The sequence below is a fragment of the Bradyrhizobium sp. PSBB068 genome (assembly GCA_016839165.1).
In the GTDB taxonomy this organism is placed as follows: Bacteria; Pseudomonadota; Alphaproteobacteria; order Rhizobiales; family Xanthobacteraceae; genus Bradyrhizobium.
Genome location: CP069300.1, coordinates 1910536 through 1929829, shown reverse-complemented (window position 1 = coordinate 1929829; position 19294 = coordinate 1910536). Strand labels below are relative to the sequence as shown.

The 19294-nt window shown below is 65.3% G+C and carries 16 protein-coding genes and 1 pseudogene; 7 read left to right on the top strand and 10 right to left on the bottom strand.

Annotated elements, in window-relative coordinates; translation table 11 throughout:
- Nucleotides 1-29: 29 nt before the first annotated feature.
- Entirely contained in the window at nt 30-1247 is a 1218-nt protein-coding gene (locus JQ507_08990) for an FAD-dependent oxidoreductase (GenBank protein ID QRI71586.1), read from the bottom strand.
- Nucleotides 1248-1506: 259 nt separating this feature from the next.
- Between JQ507_08990 and JQ507_08985 the strand changes: the two genes are divergently transcribed.
- Entirely contained in the window at nt 1507-2298 is a 792-nt protein-coding gene (locus JQ507_08985; GenBank protein QRI73264.1) for an enoyl-CoA hydratase/isomerase family protein, read from the top strand.
- 8 nt (nt 2299-2306) lie between these two features.
- Here the strand turns inward: JQ507_08985 and JQ507_08980 are convergent, their stop codons facing one another.
- From JQ507_08980 to JQ507_08965, 4 genes are all read right to left on the bottom strand, one after another.
- Nucleotides 2307-3647, bottom strand: a complete 1341-nt coding sequence (locus JQ507_08980) for a TRAP transporter large permease (protein QRI71585.1) — start codon at nt 3645-3647, stop codon at nt 2307-2309.
- Nucleotides 3644-4213 carry a TRAP transporter small permease gene (locus JQ507_08975; protein ID QRI71584.1) on the bottom strand — a complete coding sequence of 190 codons (570 nt, stop codon included), beginning with the start codon at nt 4211-4213 and terminating at the stop codon, nt 3644-3646. The genes JQ507_08980 and JQ507_08975 overlap by 4 nt, the downstream gene beginning before the upstream one ends.
- Before the next feature lie 138 nt (nt 4214-4351).
- A complete protein-coding gene (locus JQ507_08970) occupies nt 4352-5389 on the bottom strand; it encodes a TRAP transporter substrate-binding protein (protein ID QRI71583.1) in 1038 nt (345 codons plus the stop codon).
- Nucleotides 5390-5517: 128 nt separating this feature from the next.
- Nucleotides 5518-7221 (bottom strand): dihydroxy-acid dehydratase, encoded by a 1704-nt coding sequence (locus tag JQ507_08965; GenBank protein ID QRI71582.1) that lies wholly within the window; start codon nt 7219-7221, stop codon nt 5518-5520.
- 174 nt (nt 7222-7395) lie between these two features.
- Between JQ507_08965 and JQ507_08960 the strand changes: the two genes are divergently transcribed.
- From JQ507_08960 to JQ507_08950, 3 genes are read left to right on the top strand one after another with little or no spacing between them, the layout of a single operon-like run.
- Nucleotides 7396-8088 carry a GntR family transcriptional regulator gene (locus JQ507_08960; GenBank protein ID QRI71581.1) on the top strand — a complete coding sequence of 231 codons (693 nt, stop codon included), beginning with the start codon at nt 7396-7398 and terminating at the stop codon, nt 8086-8088.
- A 36-nt stretch (nt 8089-8124) separates the two neighbouring features.
- Complete coding sequence (locus JQ507_08955; GenBank protein ID QRI71580.1) at nt 8125-8481, top strand: hypothetical protein; 357 nt, start codon at nt 8125-8127, stop codon at nt 8479-8481.
- Between the two features lie 29 nt (nt 8482-8510).
- Nucleotides 8511-8690, top strand: a complete 180-nt coding sequence (locus tag JQ507_08950) for a hypothetical protein (GenBank protein QRI71579.1) — start codon at nt 8511-8513, stop codon at nt 8688-8690.
- On the opposite strand, the gene JQ507_08945 is transcribed toward JQ507_08950, so the two are convergent.
- Nucleotides 8691-9512, bottom strand: coding sequence for an NAD(P)-dependent oxidoreductase (locus tag JQ507_08945; protein ID QRI71578.1), 822 nt, complete (start codon nt 9510-9512; stop codon nt 8691-8693).
- A 125-nt stretch (nt 9513-9637) separates the two neighbouring features.
- On the opposite strand from JQ507_08945, the gene JQ507_08940 reads away from it, so the two are divergent.
- Entirely contained in the window at nt 9638-10600 is a 963-nt protein-coding gene (locus tag JQ507_08940; GenBank protein ID QRI71577.1) for an SMP-30/gluconolactonase/LRE family protein, read from the top strand.
- Nucleotides 10601-10842: 242 nt separating this feature from the next.
- On the opposite strand, the gene JQ507_08935 is transcribed toward JQ507_08940, so the two are convergent.
- Complete coding sequence (locus tag JQ507_08935) at nt 10843-12276, bottom strand: aldehyde dehydrogenase family protein (GenBank protein QRI71576.1); 1434 nt, start codon at nt 12274-12276, stop codon at nt 10843-10845.
- A 285-nt stretch (nt 12277-12561) separates the two neighbouring features.
- Entirely contained in the window at nt 12562-14928 is a 2367-nt protein-coding gene (locus JQ507_08930) for a transketolase (protein ID QRI71575.1), read from the bottom strand.
- 130 nt (nt 14929-15058) lie between these two features.
- Between JQ507_08930 and JQ507_08925 the strand changes: the two genes are divergently transcribed.
- Together JQ507_08925 and JQ507_08920 are read left to right on the top strand one after the other, a co-directional pair.
- Nucleotides 15059-15520 carry an Lrp/AsnC family transcriptional regulator gene (locus tag JQ507_08925; GenBank protein QRI71574.1) on the top strand — a complete coding sequence of 154 codons (462 nt, stop codon included), beginning with the start codon at nt 15059-15061 and terminating at the stop codon, nt 15518-15520.
- Nucleotides 15521-15850: 330 nt separating this feature from the next.
- Nucleotides 15851-17491 carry a Spy/CpxP family protein refolding chaperone gene (locus JQ507_08920; protein QRI71573.1) on the top strand — a complete coding sequence of 547 codons (1641 nt, stop codon included), beginning with the start codon at nt 15851-15853 and terminating at the stop codon, nt 17489-17491.
- Nucleotides 17492-17576: 85 nt separating this feature from the next.
- Here the strand turns inward: JQ507_08920 and JQ507_08915 are convergent.
- Together JQ507_08915 and JQ507_08910 are read right to left on the bottom strand one after the other, a co-directional pair.
- A pseudogene (locus JQ507_08915) lies at nt 17577-17854 on the bottom strand (hypothetical protein).
- Nucleotides 17855-18030: 176 nt separating this feature from the next.
- The gene (locus JQ507_08910; protein QRI71572.1) at nt 18031-19203 is read right to left on the bottom strand and encodes a fumarylacetoacetate hydrolase family protein; all 1173 of its coding nucleotides are present in this window, start codon (nt 19201-19203) and stop codon (nt 18031-18033) included.
- Between the last annotated feature and the right edge of the window lie 91 nt (nt 19204-19294).

Sequence of the window (19294 nt, the reverse complement as noted above, 5' to 3'; positions counted from 1 at the left end):
TCCCGGCCTTCGCCGGGACGACGATCCAACTACGCCAGCGCGCTCTTCAAATCAAAGCTCGCATCCGCGGCCTGCTCCGGCGTGATCGAGCCGCCGGCGCCGAGCAGCCGGCGGCCGAACATGTGATCGCCGGCGCGATTGACCGACTCGATGCCGAGCAGCCTGTCACCGCGATAGCAGAATGCCGAGAACGCGCCCTGCGCGCGGTCACCGCGCACCACCACGCGGTCGTAGCCGGTGGCGAGCCCCGCCATCTGCAGCTTGTCGGGGCCCTGGTCGCTCCAGAACCACGGCAGGCCGTCATAGACCTCGGTCTTCCCGGTCAGCCGCGACGCCACGCAACGCGCATGGTCGGTCGCGTTCTGCACCGATTCCAGCCGCAGCGATCCGCCGAACCGCTTGCTGGTGTAGAGCGCGCAATCGCCGATCGCGGAGACATTGGGATCGGCGGTCAGAAGATGCTCGTCGACGATGATGCCCGATGCGACCGGCAGGCCTGCCTCGGCGGCAAGCTCGACATTCGGCAGCACGCCGACGCCGACCACGACGAGATCGGCCGGGATGTGCGTGCCGTTGCTCAGGCTGACGCCGGTGACCTTGGCACCATCGGCCTCGATCGCCGTGACCTGCACCCCGAGGTGAATCCGGATGCCGGCCGCGGCGTGGCGCGCCTGCGAGAACTCGGAAATCTCCGCGGTCACCGCGCGCGCCATCACCCGAGATGCGAGCTCGACCACATCGACCTCGAGACCCTTGGCCCGTGCGGTGGCGGCGAATTCGAGCCCGATGAAGCCCGCGCCGATCACGACGACGCGCATGCCGGGCGCAAGCAATTCGCGCAGCGCATGGCTCTCATCGAGGATGCGCAGGTAGCGGACCGCGTCCAGCCTGGCGTTCGGAATATCGAGCAGCCGGTTCCGCGCGCCGGTCGCGAACACCAGGTGGCCGTAGTCGAGCGACGCGCCGGAGGCGAGCGCCACCTTCCGCGCATTGCGGTCGATCGCGTGCGCCCGATCGGTGATCAGCTCGATCTTGTTGTCGTGGTAGAATTTCTCGGGCCGGAACATCAAGGTCTCGGGCCCGCCGGTCCCCTTCAGATAGGCCTTCGACAAAGGCGGCCGCTGATACGGCAAATGGCCTTCGTCATTGATCAGGGCGATGCGCTCCGCAAAACCCGCCTGGCGCAGCGACGCCGCGAGTTGGAAGCCGGCATGTCCGGCGCCGACGATGATGACCGAGCCTGTCATCGGAACAACCCAAATTCGCGCGAGCAGGAGTGACCCATGCTGTTTCCTCTTGTCGATGTTAGCTTGCTTGCCCCGTCCCCACAGCGCTCGTGTCTGCGTACCGAAGGCTGACGGCCATTTGGCCTGATGGCCGGCGCGGACGCAAGGGGGTCTCCAGCAAATCCAGGCACCGCAGAACCGCCTCCGATACGGAGGCGGATTGCCACGGCTCGCGCCAGGGCCTTAAATGGCCCGAACCAACAAGCCCAAGGTCTTCAAAATGCCCGATCCCGCCTCCGCCAACGACCCCGCTCTGCTCCGCATCGACGGCGCCATCGCGACCATCACGCTGAACCGGCCGGCCGCATTCAACGCGATCGACCTGACGATCGCCAAAAAGCTGGAGCAGCTCAGCGCCGAGGTCGAGACCAACACGGACGTCCGCGTCCTGGTCATCGAAGGCGAAGGCCGCGCCTTCTGCGCCGGCGGCGATCTGCAGACGATCGGCGCCGCCGCCGAGACCAACAATGTCACCCCGGTGGTCAGCGAGATGCTGCGCCACTACCATGCCTTCATCGAGACGGTGCGGCGGATGCCGAAGATCGTGCTGTCGAGCGTGCATGGTTCGGCGGCCGGCGCCGGCATGGGCCTCGCCTTCGTGACCGATCTGTGCATCGCCGCCGACGATGCCCGCTTCACGCCGGCCTATGCCAAGATCGGCGTGTCGCCGGACGGCGGCAGCACGGTCGGCATCGTGGGCACGGTCGGCACCCGTCGCGCGCTGCAGATTTTCCTTGCCGAGGACGGCTTCACCGCGCAACAGGCCTATGAATGGGGGCTGGTCGTCAAAACCGTCCCCGCGGCCGAGCTGAAGGCGGCCACAAGGCAACTCGCCGAGCGCCTGGCGAAAAATCCGCCGGCCGCGATCGCTGGGACCAAATCACTGGTCTATCAGGCGGTCACCACACCGACCAGGCAGCAGCTGGACGCCGAGGAGCACAAGATCATCACGTCGATGCACACCGAGGACTTCCGCGTCGCCGTGAAGAAGTTCACCAGCAAGTCGAAGTAGCGGTCCGGCTAGTTCGGGCAGATGTATCCGGTACCGCCGGGCGCCTTGAAACAGCCGACAGACTCCGGGATTACCTGCTTGGGCAGCCACAGCACGACCTTCGGGAAATAGATGGTGAAACAGATCGTGACCAGGAACACGACATAGATCGGCAGCGCCGCCCGCAGCGCTTTTGCAAAGCTGATGCCGACGAATTTCGAGGCCATCAGCAGCACGAGCCCGTAGGGCGGCGTGATCAGGCCGAATGCCAGCGTTGCGATCAGCACCACGCCCATGTGCACGCCGTTGATGTCGCCGGCTTGGGTCAGCGCGTTGACCAGCGGCATGAAGATGATGATGGTCGGCACCGGCTCGATGAAGTCGCCGACCACCGTGAACAGCAGCACCATCAAGAGCATGATGAGGTGCGGATCGTTGCCGGCGATCGAGGTGATCCAGTCGGCGATGTAGATCGCGCCGCGCAGATAGGCGAGCATCCAGCCGAATGCATTCGCGGCGCCGATCGTGATCAGCGGCAGCGAGAAGATCAGGCCGGCGAGGCAGAAATCGTACGGAATCTTCTTCAGGTGACCGCGGTTCAGCGCCGGGATCACCAAGATGATGATGTAGGCGACCGCGACTACGCCGGCTTCGGTCGGCGTGAACCAGCCGGTCAGGATGCCGCCGAGCAGGATCACCGGGATCATCAGCGGCAGCGCGGCGTCACCGGCGGCGAACACGACCTGGCGCAGCGGCGCGCGGGGCTTGCGCAGGCCTGACGGCCCGAAGAAATAACAGTAGATCATCAGCCCGAAGCCGATCATGAGGCCGGGGACCACGCCTGCCATGAACAGGCCGGCGATCGAGACATTGCCGACCGCGCCATAGACCACCGCCGTGATGCTCGGCGGCACCAGCGCCGCAATCGTCGAGGCCGAGGCGATGATCGCGGCGATGAAGGCCGGCTCATAGCCCTCCCGCTTCATCGGTCCGCCGAGCGCGCGGCTCATGACCGCGACATCGGCGGTGGTCGAGCCCGACATCTCCGAGAAGAACATGCTGAACACGACGACGACCTGCGACAGCCCGCCCCTGATATGCCCGACCAGCGAGACCGACAGGTTGGCGATGCGGACCACGACATTCGCGGAGCTCATGAGCTCGCCGACCAGGAGGAAGAACGGGATCGCAAGCAGCGCCTCGGAATCGACGCCGTCGAAGATCTTCTGGATGATCGCCGCCAGCGAGACGTCCGACAGCATGGCGCCGACGAACACGCCGGCCATCAGCGAGAACGGCACCGGCACGCCGAGATAGCCGAAGAACAGGAAGCAGGACGACATCAGCACGAGCACCACCGGCGCGCTCACGGCTGCGCCCCCGTGGTCGAAGGGATCGCGAGGTCCTCGTCCGGCGGCTCCGGATGGTCAAAGCCGTTGCGGATGCCGTTGACGAGTTGCTCGATCGTGAACAGGCCGATCAGGATTCCCGACAGCGGGATCACCGCATAGAGCGAGGCGATCGGCGTACCCGACGGCAGGCGGAAGCTGCCGAAGCCGCGCAGGTAGTTCTGATAGCCATACCAGACCAGGCAGAAGGCGACGCCCAGCACGACCAGCCGAATGATGATCTCGACGACCAGCCGCGACCGGCCATGCATCGCCTCCGAGAGCGCGGTGAGATAGAGATGATCATTGCGCCTGGTCGCGACCGCGGCCCCGATGAAGATCGCGTATATGAACAGCGTCGAGGTCACCTCCTGCAGCCACAGCCAGGGGTGGCCGATGGTGCGGGTGACGATGTCGGCGGTGACCGAGAGCGAGAAGCCGAAGCACAACAGCCCGCACAGCATCATCAGGACCAACTCGAGCCGATCGAGCGCCCGCCACTTCAGATGCCGCTGCCGTTGCAGCACCAGTCTGTCGGCGATGGCCATGGCTCGAAATTCCTCGTCGTCCCGGCGAAGGCCGGGACCCATAACCCCGGCTCGAGTTGTGCAGAAAAGTCGGCAACCCAATTGCTTAATTAAAGGCCGCGGCGTATGGGTCCCGGCTTTCGCCGGGACGACGCTCGTCTAGTTGATCGCGCGGATCAGGTTCTTGATCTTCTCGGCATGCGGGCCGAGCTCCCTGGCGAGCTTGTCGAGATAGGGATCGGCGATCGCCGTAAAGCTCTTCTTGTCGACATCCTCGACCACCTTGACGCCGAACGATTTCAGCTTGGTCAGCGCATTGCGCTCGAGCTCGAACGCCTTCTGCGGCTCCTTGGCGCTGACCTCGTTGGCGGCAGCCTGCACCCACTGCTTTTGCTCGGCGGAGAGGCTCTGCCACAGCTTGTCGGAGACGAACAGCAGCGCATTGTTGGCCTCGTGCTCGGTGATCGAGAGCACCGGCGCGACCTCGTAATGCTTGTTGACCAGATAGACATTGATGCTGTTCTCGGCGGCGTCGACCACGCCGGTCTGCAGCGAGGTGTAGACGCTGCCGAACGGCATGTGCACCGTCTGCGCGCCATAGGCCGGGAACATGGTATCCTCGGTCGCGGTCGCCTGCACCCGGACCTTCATGCCCTTGATGTCGCCGACGTTGTGGACTTCCCTCTTGCTGTAGATGTGACGCACGCCCTGCGAGCCGGTGCCGATCACATGCAGGCCCTGGGCGGTGTCGTCGATCATGGTCTTGATGGCGTCGAACACCTTTGGGTCGGCCAGCGCCTTGATGACATGGGCCTCGTTGCGGAACAGGAAGTGCAGCGACATCACGCCCGCCTGCGGCGAGATCGTCGCGGTGTTGGCGGAGGAGATGATCGCGAACTCGATATCCCCTGACTTCACGAGCTGCAGCAGCTGGGGCTCCTGGCCGAGCTGCGCGCCGGGATATTGATCGACGACCAGAGTCCCCTTGCTCAACTCCTTGAGCTTCTCGGCGAACAGATCACCGGCGACCGAATAGCCGGTGTTGCGCGGCTGGTCATAGGCGAAACGGAAGTGCTTGACCTCCTGTGCGCCGGCGCTCGACGGCAGCAGCAGCGCTGCCGCGGCCATGGCTATCCCGACGATCCCGGCTGAAGTGCCCATCGCGACGCTCCCCCTGTTTTTGCTTGACGCGATCATCCCACCAGTCTCGCGGGATTGTCAATAAAACAGAGGTAATCAGCTCATCGTAGGCGCGAACGAGCGCCGCATTACAGAAATTATCGACAATTCAGCAAATAGCCGAACTTGGCGCGCGTTACTTCCCCTTACTTCCCCTTGGCGCTCATGAAGTCGAAATCGCAGCCTTCGTCGGCCTGCAGGATGGTCTCGTTGAAGAGATGCGCGTAGCCGCGCTTCGCCCAGTCCGGCGTGCCGGCCGGCGCGAGCGCTGCGCGACGCTTCTCAAGTTCGGCCTCATCGACCAGCAGATCGATGCTGCGCTTGGCGACATCGAGCCGGATCATGTCGCCGTTGCGCACCAGTCCGAGCGGACCGCCGACGGCGGACTCCGGCGTGATGTGCAGCACGATGGTGCCGAACGCGGTGCCGCTCATGCGCGCATCAGAGATCCGGACCATGTCCTTCACCCCGGCGCGCGCCAGCTTCTTCGGGATCGGCAGGTAGCCCGCCTCCGGCATGCCCGGCGCGCCCTTCGGGCCGGCATTGCGCAGCACCAGCACGTCGTCAGCGGTCACGTCGAGCGCGGGATCATCGACCCGCAGCGTCATGTCTTCGACCGACTCGAACACCACGGCGCGGCCGGTGTGCTGCAACAGCTTTGGGCTCGCCGCCGACTGCTTGATCACGGCGCCGCGCGGCGCGAGATTGCCGTGCAGGATCGCCATCGCACCTTCGGACTTGATCGGGTTTGCCTTGGAGCGGATGGCATCCTGCCCCGGCACGTCCTCTGCATTAGCCACGACCTCGCGCAAGGTCTGACCGGTGATGGTCCTCGCGTCGAGATCGATGAGGTCGCCGAGTTGCGCCATCAGCTTCGGCACACCACCGGCATGATGGAAGTGTTCCATGTAATGCTCGCCCGACGGCTTGAGGTCGACCAGCACCGGCACCTCGCGGCCCAGTCTGTCGAACGCCTCGAGGTCGATCTTGTGCGGCGAGCGGTTGGCGATGGCGGTGAGGTGGATCAGCCCGTTGGTCGAGCCGCCGATCGCCTGCATGACAACCTGGGCGTTGCGGAACGAGGCCGGCGTCAGGATCTCGCTCGGCTTCGGTCCCTTGGTCTTCGCCATCTCGGCGGCGACGCGGCCGCTGGCCTCGGCGGAGCGGAAGCGTTCGGCATGCGGCGCCGGGATCGTCGCGCTCATCGGCAGCGACAGGCCGAGCGCCTCGGTGATGCAGGCCATCGTGGAAGCCGTGCCCATCACCATGCAAGTGCCCACGGAGGGCGCAAGGCGCCCGTTCACCGCCTCGATCTCGTTGTCGTCGATCTCGCCGGCGCGATACTTGCCCCACAGCCTTCGGCAGTCGGTGCAGGCGCCGAGCACCTCGCCCTTGTGATGGCCGACCACCATCGGCCCGACTGGAATCACCACCGTCGGCAGGTCGGCGCTGATCGCGGCCATGAGCTGTGCCGGCAGGGTCTTGTCGCAGCCGCCGATCACGATCACCGCATCCATCGGCTGGGCGCGGATCATCTCCTCGGTATCCATCGCCATCAGGTTGCGCAGATACATCGAGGTCGGATGCGCAAAGCTCTCGGCGATCGAGATGGTCGGGAACACGAACGGCATCGCGCCCGACAGCATCACGCCGCGCTTCACCGCCTCGATGATCTGCGGCACGTTGCCGTGGCAGGGATTGTAGTCGCTGTAGGTGTTGGTGATGCCGACGATCGGGCGATTGAGCGCGTCGTCGGAATAGCCCATCGCCTTGATGAAGGCCTTGCGCAGGAACAGCGAGAAGCCGGCGTCACCGTAGCTGGTCAGTCCCTTGCGAAGTCCGTCGGCCATTTTCTTCTCGTCCCGTGGTTATCAGGTCGCACTTAAGGAGCGGCCGGAATTATTGTCAATATGAGATAATCCGGCGGCAGCGGGTGGCTGCTCCGCGGCAAAATTGCTCTCATTATTGACAATGGCCAGAGCATCATGCTGACCTCAGGGCATCGCCCCCGAAGCCCAGAGCCCATGAAAGCCGAGCCCGTCCCGCCCGAACTCCTGGCCCCCTCGCGCGAGGAGGAACAGGCGGAAGTTATCCGCCGGCTGGAGGAGGACATCATCTTCGGCCGCTTCGCGCCTGGCCTGCGGCTGGTCGAGGATACGCTGATGCAGCGCTACGGCGCGAGCCGGCATTTCGTCCGCCAGGCGCTGTTCCAGCTCGAGCGCCAGGGCATCGTGCTGCGCGAGAAGAATGTCGGCGCCACGGTGCGGTTCTATTCGGCCGAGGAGGTGCGGCAGATCTACGAGGTGCGCGAGATGCTGACGCGGCAGGCCGCGCTGATGATCGCCCTGCCCGCGCCGGACAGCCTGATCGACCAGCTGAGCGAGCTGCAGCGGCACTACTGCCTCAAGGCCGACACGCAGGACATGCGCGGCATCCATGAGACCAACGACGCATTCCACCTCGCGCTGTTCTCGGCCTGCGGCAATCCCTATCTGGTGCGCTCACTGCAGGACTACATGAACCTGACACTGCCGATGCGCGCCAAGAACCTCGCCGACAGCGAAGGCCTCGCGCTGTCGCGCCGCCAGCACGAATTGATGATCGAGCTCCTGAAGGGCCGCGACAGCTGGGCGCTGGCGCAGCTCTGCGTCGATCACATGCAGTACAGCAAGGCGGATTATCTGGTCCGCATCTCCAACGACAAAAAGCCGCAATAGCGCGATACGCGGCCTCCTCGTGAAGGGGAGACGGCGATGCGCTACGTGGCTTTGTTGATGGGATCGTTCGCCGTGCAGCTTTCGCTCGGCGGAATTGCGGAGGCGGCCGACCCGCGCGCGACCGAACTCACCTACGAGCCCTGGGCCAAGACCTGCCTGACCGAGGCGAGCTGCTTCGTTGCCGCTGCCGCACGCGGCCAGTGCGCGCCCTCGGGCGGCACCATCAGCATCTCGCCGCAGAGCCCGACGCGCGCGCTGCTCACTGCCAATGTCGGCACGCGGACCATGCTGGAAGGCACGATCAGCCTGCGGATCGACCAGGACGAGCCGATGCAGATCGCGCGGACGCACTGCTACACGCTGGGCTGCGGCGGGAGGCCAATGGCGAACTGATCGAACGGCTGAAGCATGCGCAGACGATCGTGGTGGAAGCCAAGAACCTGACCGGACAGAAGATCAGCCTCAACTTCCCGCTCGCGCACTTCTCCCAGACCTATGATGGGCCCGGAAGCGCCCCCAAGGCGACCTCCGGGAAAGGTGCCAACGAGCCGCAGCGGGAGCACACCGAGGCGGTGAAGCAGCTGCCGCAGTGCGAGGATTGATCACTTCTTCCAGTCGATCACCGCTGTCCTGTCGCCGTCGAATTCCATGCTGCAGAACGCGCCGCCCTGGTAGTAGTCGCCGACCGGATCGGGCGGCAGCTTGGCCTGCTCGGCCATCGCGTGCTCGCGAAAATCTTCGCCGCGGCCGGTCGGACGATAGCCGAGATCATAGGCGCGGTGATTGTCCCACCACGAGCGCTCATTGTACGACGCGCCGTACAGCACCTCGAAATGGATATCGGGATGTTCGAGCCCGATCCGGCAGAGCTGCACCAGATCTTCCGGCTTGAGCCAGATCGACAGCCTGCGGTGATCGAGCGGCGCCTCGCCGAAATTGCCGATCCGGATGCAGGTCACCTTGATGCCGTGCTTGTCGGCATAGAGCGCGCCGACGCCCTCGCCGAACACCTTGCTGACGCCGTAGCGGCTGTCCGGGCGCGCGGTGACGTCGGTGCCGATGCGATGATGCCGCGGGTAGAAGCCGACCGCGTGATTTGACGAGGCGAAGATCACGCGCTTGACGCCCTGCTTGCGCGCGGCCTCGAACAGATTGTAGCCGCCGATGATGTTGGCCTGCAGGATCGCATCCCAGGACCCTTCGACCGAATAGCCGCCGAAATGCAGGATGCCGTCGACGCCCTCGCAGACCGCCTCGACCTGTGCGAGGTCGGCGAGATCGGCGGCCTTGAATTTCTCGTGTCCGCCGAGATCGGAGGGCTGCTTGATGTCGCTGAGCAGGAGGTCGGGATAGATCGGCGGCAGCAGCTTGCGCAGGCTCGTTCCGATTCCCCCCGATGCGCCGGTCATCAATATGCGTGGCATGCCGTCCCTCGTCTTTCCTGATTGATCAGCGCAATCCCTGGAGCAAATTGCGATCGCAGGCCGACAATGATAGCAAACCAAGCGCTCAAGGAAACACCATCGAAACACAACAACGAGAACAGCAAATGTCCGATGTTCATTCCGCCGGCTGGCGTCCCGCGACGTACTATCCCGATCCCGCGATCCACGCGCTCGACCCGCGCTTCGAGAAATACTGGCTAAAACTCTCCGCGGTCGAACGCATCGCGACCGGCCTGCGCTGGGCCGAAGGCCCGGTGTGGTTCGGCGACGGCCGCTATCTGTTGTGCAGCGACATCCCGAACCAGCGCATCCTGAAATGGGAGGAGGAGACCGGCGCGGTCAGCGTCTTCCGCAAGCCGTCGAACTTCGCCAACGGCAACACCCGCGACCGCCAGGGCCGGCTGATCACCTGCGAGCACGGCGGCCGCCGCGTGGTGCGCACCGAATATGACGGATCGATCACGGTACTGATCGATAGCTTCGGCGGCAAGCGGCTGAACTCACCGAACGACGTCGTGGTGAAATCCGACGGCGCGATCTGGTTCACCGATCCGACCTTCGGCCTGCTCGGCAATTACGAGGGCTACAAGGCCGAGCCCGAGATCGACGCCAATGTCTACCGGCTCGATCCGGAAACCGGCAAGGCCACCATCGTCGCCGAAGGCGTGCTCGGCCCCAACGGGCTGTGCTTCTCGCCGGACGAGACAATCCTCTACGTCGTGGAATCCCGCGGCGTGCCGAACCGCAAGATCCTGGCCTATGACGTTTCCGCCGACGGCACGACGATCTCCAACAAGCGCGTCTTCATCGATGCCGGCCCGGGCACGCCGGACGGTATGCGCTGCGACATCGACGGCAATCTGTGGTGCGGCTGGGGCATGGGCGACCCCGAGCTCGACGGCGTCGTGGTGTTCGCGCCCGACGGCGTCATGATCGGTCGCATCGCGCTGCCGGAGCGCTGCGCCAATCTCTGCTTCGGCGGCGTCAAGCGCAACCGCCTGTTCATGGCCGCGAGCCAGTCGATCTATGCGCTCTACGTCAACACCCAGGGCGCACTCGGCGGGTAGTAGTTCTTGGTCGTCCCGGCCTAATGCGCAATTGCGCACGGGAGCCGGGACCCATACCGCGTGATCTATCGAGCAAGAAAGTCGCAGTACCACGGCACGGCCAAATCTTCGCCAAACCTCTCCCTGTGGTTATGGGTCCCGGCCTTCGCCGGGACGACAATGAATATGCGGCATCCCAAAACGTCTGACGCCGGAGCAGTTGCCTGCCCCGGCGCCAGAATGTCGTCTCTCGTGCGTTCGGCTTACGCGGCGTTGTAGCCGGCGACAGCCTTGGCCTCGAGGTATTCTTCCAGCCCGTAACGGCCCCACTCGCGGCCGTTGCCCGACTGCTTGTAGCCACCGAACGGCGCGGTGCGCTCGTTCGGCACGCCCTGCAGGTTGACGTTGCCGGCGCGGATCTGGCGGCCGACGCGGCGCGCGGTCTCCACGGTGTCGGCCGAGACGTAGCCGGCAAGACCATACGGCGTGTCGTTGGCGATCTTCACGGCTTCCGCTTCGTCCTTGGCGCCGATGATCGTCAGCACCGGCCCGAAGATCTCCTCGCGGGCGATCGTCATGTCGTTGGTGACGTCGGCGAAGATGGTCGGGCGGACATAGAAGCCCTTGTTGACGCCTTCGGGCAGGCCCGGGCCGCCGGCGACGAGCGTTGCGCCCTCGTCGATGCCCTTCTGGATCAGCGCCTGGATCTTGTCCCACTGGCCGCGGTTGACCACCGGACCGATCGTGGTGCCGTCGGCACGCGGATCGCCGGCCTTGGTCTTGTCGGCGACGCCCTTCGCGATCGCAGCCACTTCCTTCATCCTGGAGAGCGGCACGATCATGCGCGACGGCGCGTTGCAGGACTGGCCCGAGTTGTTGAACATGTGCATCACGCCGCCGGTCACCGCCTTGGCGAGGTCTGCACCCTCGAGGATCACGTTCGGCGACTTGCCGCCGAGCTCCTGGCTGACACGCTTGACGGTCGGCGCCGCACGCTTGGCGACGTCGACGCCGGCGCGGGTCGAGCCGGTGAACGAGATCATGTCGATGTCCGGGTGCTCGCTCATCGCAGCACCCACCTCCGGGCCGAGGCCGTTGAGCAGGTTGAACACGCCCTTCGGCACGCCGGCTTCATGGAGGATTTCCGCGAAGATCAGCGCCGAGGTCGGGGTGAACTCCGACGGCTTGAGGATCATGGTGCAGCCGGCGGCGAGCGCGGGCGCGACCTTGCAGGCGATCTGGTTGAGCGGCCAGTTCCAAGGCGTGATCATGCCGACGACGCCGACCGGCTCTCGCACGATCACGGCGGTGCCCATGGTCTCCTCGAACTCGTACTTCTTCAGCACTTCGAGGGTGTTCATGAGGTGGCCGAGCCCAGCGCCGGCCTGCAGCTTCTCCGCCATCGGCAGCGGCGCGCCCATCTCGTCGGAGACGGCAGCGCCGATCTCCTTCATGCGGCCCTTGTAGACCTCGACGATCCTGGTGAGCAGCGCGATGCGCTCTTCGCGGCTGGTCTTGGAATAGGTCTCGAACGCGCGCTTGGCGGCGGCGACTGCCTTGTCGACATCGGCCTTGGAGCCGAGCGCAATCTCATACATCGCTTCTTCGGTCGCCGGATTGACGACGGGGGTGGACTTGCCTTTGACGACGGGATCGACCCAGGCGCCGTCGATGTAGAATTGCATGCGATTGACCATCGGAAACCTCTTGTAGGGGGCGTATGGAATTGGGAACGGAAAGCGTTCGGCAGGCATCCTTGCACGAAAGCAGGGCGAATTGAACCCGCCATATGCGGGGCGCGGCTCGTGCACGCACGGCGCATATAAGGGTCGAGGCAAGAGGCTGGCAAGGCTCTCTCCCCGTCATTCCGGGATGCGCCGTTTGGCGCAGGCCCGGAATCCATTTCACCACGAAATTTGCGGCCCGATGGATTCCGGGCTCGTCGCTTCGCGCCGCCCCGGAATGACGACTCGCGTGTGTGGCTACACCGCCATCTTGCGATGCCGCACCGGGGCGCCGGCCGAGACGCTTTCCGCAGCATCGATGATGGCGTTGGCGTCGATGCCGTAGTGCCGGTAGAGGTCGGCGATGGTGCCGGTCTGGCCGAAATGCTCGACGCCGAGCGCCTCGAGGCGGTGGCCGCGCACGCTGCCGAGCCAGCCGAGCGTGGCCGGATGGCCGTCGATCACGGTCACAATGCCGCAGTCGCGGCCGAGCGGCGCCAGCAACTGCTCGATATGACTCAAATGCTGCACGCCGCGGCGGTCGCGGCGCAAATTCCGCGCGGCGGACCAACCCGCATAGAGCCGATCGGCCGAGGTTACCGCCAGGAGACCGACGTCGCGGTGGCTCTCGCCGATCAGGCCGACCGCCTCGATCGCCTCAGGCGCGACAGTGCCGGTATACGCGATGACGATGTCGCAGTTCGGGCCCGGCTTGCGCATCCAGTAGGCGCCGTCGGTAATGTCGCGCTGCAGGTCCGGCGTCATGATCCGTTGCGGCTGCTCCAGCATTCGGGTCGAGAGTCGCAAGTAAACCGAACCACCCTCGGCGCCCTCGCGCTGCATGTGGCCGAAGCCCCAGCCCATGATCACGGCAAGTTCATCGACGAAGGCCGGATCGAACGAGGCGAGTCCGTCCTGCCCGATTCCGATCAAGGGCGTCTTGATCGACTGGTGCGCGCCGCCTTCCGGCGCCAGCGAGATGCCGGACGGCGTCGCCGCCACCATGAAGCGCGCATCCTGATAGCAGGCATAGTTCAACGCATCGAGGCCGCGCTCGATGAAGGGATCGTACAGCGTGCCGACCGGCAGCAGCCGCGCACCGTTGATCTGGTGCGACAGGCCGAGCGCCGAGAGCATGATGAACAGATTCATCTCGGCGATACCGAGCTCGAGGTGCTGGCCCTTCGGCGAATACTCCCAGGTGTAGGCAGACGGGATCTTCTCCTGCCGGAACAGGTCGTGGTTCTCCGCCTTGGCGAACAGGCCGCGGCGGTTGACCCAGGCGCCGAGATTGGTCGACACGGTGACGTCGGGCGATGCGGTGACGATGCGCGATGCGAGCTCGCTATCGCCGCGCGCCAGTTCGTGCAGCACGAGGCCAAAGCCCTGCTGGGTCGACATCTGGGCTGAAGCCTTGAACGCCAGCCGCTCCGGCACATCGACGACGGGCGCCGAGAGCCGGCGGCGGCCCTCGCGATTGAACGGCGCATGGGCCAGGAACGCCTCGAGCTTGGCAGGTTCCTGCGACAGGCCCTCGAACTTGTCCCATTCGTGGCCGGTGCGGATGTTCTGCGCGGTGCGCCATTTCTCCATCTGCGCCACCGTCATCAGGCCGGCGTGGTTGTCCTTGTGGCCCTGCATCGGCAGGCCGACGCCCTTGATGGTGTAGGCGATGAAGCAGACCGGACGGTCATGGTCGATCGCCTCGAAGGCCTCGATCATGCTCGCCATGTCGTGGCCGCCGAGATTCGACATCAACGCCAGCAACTCGTCGTCGCTGCGCCGATCGATCAGGGCCGACACCTCGCCCTGGTCGCCGATATCGTCGCGCAGGTGCTTGCGGAACGCCGCCCCGCCCTGGAAGCACAGCGCCGCGTACATCTGGTTCGGGCAATTGTCGATCCAGCGCCTCAGCGCTTCGCCGCCGGGCTCGGCGAACGCCTCCAGCATCAGCTTGCCGTATTTCACGATCACCACGTCCCAGCCGAAATTGCGGAACATGGTTTCGAACTTGGCCCACAGCCCCTCGCGCACCACGGCGTCGAGCGACTGCCTGTTGTAGTCGACCACCCACCAGGTGTTGCGCAGGCCGTGCTTCCAGCCTTCGAGCAGCGCCTCGAAGATGTTGCCCTCGTCCATCTCGGCGTCGCCGACCAGCGCGATCATGCGGCCTTCGGGCCGGCCCCCCAACCAGCCATGCGCCTTGACGTAGTCCTGCACCAGCGAGGCGAACAGCGTCTGCGCCACGCCGAGGCCGACCGAGCCGGTGGAGAAGTCGACGTCGTCGGTGTCCTTGGTGCGCGACGGATAGGACTGCGCGCCCTTGTAGCCGCGGAAATTCTCCAGCTTGTCGCGGGTCTGGTGGCCGAACAGATACTGGATCGCGTGGAACACCGGGCTCGCATGCGGCTTCACCGCGACGCGGTCCTGTGGACGCAGCACCGAGAAGTAAAGCGCCGACATGATGTTGGCGAGCGAGGCCGACGAGGCCTGGTGGCCGCCGACCTTCAGCCCGTCGGTCGAGGGCCGCACATGGTTGGCGTGATGGATGGTCCATGACGACAGCCACAGCACCTTGCGGGCCAGGGCCGTGAGCATGTCGAGACGTTCCGGCGCGATTCCCATGGCAATGCTCCCAGCGATATTGCCGATGTTACTGCCGCTGGCACCGTCGAAAATCTCAATTCCACGCGACAGCACAGGAAAAATTGGGATAAATTCCCACGATCCCGCCTCAATCAACGAGTTCATCCCAATGCCTGCCCTCGATGCCATCGACCGCAAGATCCTGGCCCTGCTCCAGACCGACAGCCGCATGACCATGCAGGAGCTCGCCGACAAGGTCGGGCTGTCGGTCTCGCCCTGCCACCGCCGGGTCAAGCTGCTCGAGGAGCGCGGCGTGATCTCCCGCTACATCGCAACCGTCGACCAGAAGTCGATCGGGCTGCATGTCTCGGTGTTCATCTCGATCAAGCTCGCACGGCAGAAGGAGGAGGACCTCAACCGCTTCGCGCGCGCGATCTCGAAATGGGACGAGGTGCTCGAATGCTATTTGATGACCGGCAACCGCGACTATCTCTTGCGCGTCGTCGCCGCCGACCTCTCCTCCTATGAAGCGTTCCTGAAGAACAAGCTGACCCGGCTCGACGGCATCGCCTCGATCGAGTCGAGTTTTGCGCTGAGCCAGGTGAAATATTCAACGGCGCTGCCGGTGTAGGTGTGTGGTTGGTGAGCCGAACCGCGTCACCCCACAGTGTCGTCCTGGCGAAGGCCAGGACCCATAACCACCACATTCGGTGATGAACGGGATCGTGGCCCCGGCGTCGCGCAACAACAGACATTCGGGATAATGGGTCCTGGCTTTCGCCAGCACGACGGCGTGGATGGCTCTCGCTTTAAGCCGTCAAACAACGCGGTGTCATCGCCGCTGCGCAACAACCGGCCCGCAAAGAGTCGCACGCAATTCAGGTTGCGGCGGGAACCGAGCGGCAGCGTGGCGTGTTGGTATCGAGCATTATTGAGTGTTTTGACACAAGTGAGAACGAACATGGCTCGCCGCAGACACGTCTGGTTGGCGCTCATCGCGGTGCTCGCGACCGCGGCACCGGTGACGCTGTTCGCCGATCCCGCACAGGCAGCCCGCGGCGGCGGTCACGGTGGCGGCGGTTTCCACGGTGGCGGCGGCTTCCGTGGCGGTGGTGGCTTCCATGGCGGTGGTGGCGGTTTCCACGGCGGCGGGCTTCGTGCGGGTGGCTTCCACGGAGGAGGCTTTCACGGTGGCGGCGCCCGCGCGGGCGGTTTCCATACCATCCATACGGCGCCCCATGCCGCGACAAGAATGGGACGCAGCGGCGGCGCGCGGCAATTCCATGCCGTCCACAATCCGGCCATGGCCCACAGCCCGGCCGTCAGCCGCAATCCGGCGTTCTCGCACGGCGTAGCTGCGAGCCGCCAGGCGCCGTCGGCCGCCGCGATGCGGCGCAACGCCAGCGCCATCGGTCGCACTTTGTCCTCGCGTCCGGTCACGGCCGCCCTGCGCAGCCCGGGCGGCTTGCGCAACCCGGCGGCGCGCGCCGCGATCATGACGGCCGCCGCCGGCGCCGCCTGGGGCTATCACAACCACAATGGCGGCTGGTGGTGGCGCCATCCGCATGGCGGTTTCGGCTGGGTCGGTCCGGTGTTCTGGCCCTATGCCTATTACGATCTCTACGACTACGCCTGGTGGGGCGACGACTACGACCCGTACTTCTGGGACTATGGCTACAACGACATCTATACCGGCCTGTTCGGCCCCTATGACTACGATGCCTTGAGCGGCTATGCCGACTACCTGCCCGGCCGTACCGGTCCGCGGCCGCCGGTCGCGGGCCGCTCCGGTGCGCCCGCTCAAACTGCGACCCTCGCCGACATGTGCGGTAGCGACAGAAGCGATATCGCGGGCTTCCCGATCGAACAATTCCGCAGCGCGATCCAGCCCAATGCGGAGCAGAGCGCGGCGCTCGACGAACTCGCCACTGCATCGCAGAAGGCGTCCGAAACCATTCTCAGTTCATGTCCCAAGGACATCCCGTTGACCGCGCCGAGCCGCCTCGCCTCGATGCAGCAGCGCCTCCAGGCCATGCGCGACGCGGTCGGCACCCTGCAACCGGCGCTGGAGAAGTTCTACGGGCTGCTCAGCGACGATCAGAAAGCCAAGGTGACCGCGCTGGCAGCGGATCAGCAACGCAGCAGACGCGAGGCGACGCGAGACAACGGCAATTGCAACGCGGCGCAACCTGCCGCCATCGCATGGCCCAGCGAGATCATCGAACGCGACGTCAAACCCACCGACGCGCAGCGGGCGAGCCTCGATGCCTTGCGGGACGCGGCAACAAAGGCCGAGGACGCATTGAAATCGTCCTGTCCGCCCAGCGATGCGCGCACGCCGCCGGCGCGCCTTGCGGCAGTCGGAGCACGGCTCGATTCCATGCTCCAGGCGATCGGGACGGTACGCCCGGCCCTCGACACCTTCTACGGCGCGCTCAGCGACGAGCAGAAGGCGGCGTTCGACGCGGTCGGCCCCGGGCAGGACGGCGGCAGGACCGCAATGGCCGCAGCCAACGACGAACCGCCGCGAAGCCGTCATCGCCGCCACCGCCATCACGGTCCCAATATCGGCGGCATGATCTTCCGGATGATCGGCCTGTAGGGCTCGTCATCGCCGCCGCGCGCGGTTGGCGGCAACGCCATCCCAGGATCGCTTACCGCGGTCCGCTGCCTCTGCGCTCACCGGGCTACGGCGCGATCCAGACGCCGATCAGGATGATCGCCAATGAGACGGCAATCACGAGCACGTCGGTCGTGAGCCACTCCGGCATTCCACTTGCTGGCTGCTTGCTCATGTCCGCGACTCCTTCTGTTCGCGTCGAGCCACCATGCTGAAGCGGATCAGCGCGAACGAGGATGAACTGGATCACATAAGGGCGCGACAAGCGGTCGCTCTGAATTTCGCGCATCTGCGCGCGCTGAAGTTGCGGCGCGCGATCGTTCTGCCGCACAGGTTTCTGAACATGTTCGAGAACGCCGGCGGCTGCGGCTAACGCTAGCACGTTATCGACCGGCGCGGGGTACCACATGACAAGGCGGATCACACCCAGAAGCCCGTGATCGGGCCGCAGTTCGCGCACATCCGCAGTGCGTAAGATGTGTAGAGCGCAGCGAAACTCATCCTACGCAGCTACAGCGGCATCACAGCACCTTGCGCTGCGCCAGGTTCTTCATCAACGCACCGACGCCGAACGTCCACGGCTCGCATTCGTCGCTGCCGCGCATGCGGTTGACGAGCTTGCCGAGCTGAGGCGCCGCGATGGTGACGATGTCGTCGCGCTTGTGGGTGAAGCCCTCGCCCTTGGCGTCGCGGTCCTTCACCGGCGCGAACATCGTGCCGAGGAACAGCGCAAAGCCGTCGGGATATTGATGCACGGGGCCGATGGTTTGCGCGACCAGATCGGTCGGGTCGCGGCTGATCTTGGAGATCGAGGAATGGCCCTCGAGCACGAAGCCATCGGTGCCGGTCACGGTCAGGCCGACATCCATCTTCCTGACGTCGTCGAGCGAGAACGTCTGATCGAACAGCCGCAGCAGCGGACCGATGGCGCAGGAGGCATTGTTGTCCTTGGCCTTCGACAGCAGCAGCGCCGAGCGGCCCTCGAAGTCGCGCAGATTGACGTCGTTGCCGAGCGCGGCGCCGACGATCTTGCCGGCGCCGGAGACGACGAGCACGACCTCCGGCTCGGGATTGTTCCAGGTCGACTTCGGATGCAGCCCGGCATCCATGCCGGTGCCGACCGAGGACAGTGTCGGCGCCTTGGTGAACACTTCGGCATCGGGACCGATGCCGACCTCCAGATACTGGCTCCAGGCATTCTGATCGATCAGCACCTGCTTCAGCCGCATCGCCTGCTCGGAGCCGGGCTTCAGCTTGGAGAGATCGTCACCGACGAGGCGCACCACTTCCTTGCGGATCGCCTCCGCCGAGGACGGATTGCCGCGCGCCCGCTCCTCGATCACGCGCTCCAGCATCGAGATCGCAAAGGTGACGCCGGCGGCCTTCAGCACCTGCAGGTCGACCGGCGCGAGCAGATGCGGCTTGGTCGCGTCGCGGCGGTCGGGCGGCGTGTTGGCGAGGATCGTCTCGAAATCGCCGATCCGCTCGCCGCGCGTGGCGCGCAATGCGGCAGCGGGATCGGCTTCCTCGCAGAGCGCGCTCACGGTGGGGAAACGCGCGGTGACGTCGAACACGCCGTCCGCCCGCACCGCAACCACGGCCGGTCCGCCCGCCTGCGGCAGCCAGACCCGTCCGACCAGCGCGCCGGCGGTGCCGTCCTCCGGCAGGACGTCTTTTGGCGTGAGCGAAATCATCGGCATCTCCCATTTTCGTGTTGTTGGCGCTTGTTAGCACAGCCGCGGCGCCGGCGTGAGACAGCGGTCATGGCATTGTCATAGAGGGGTA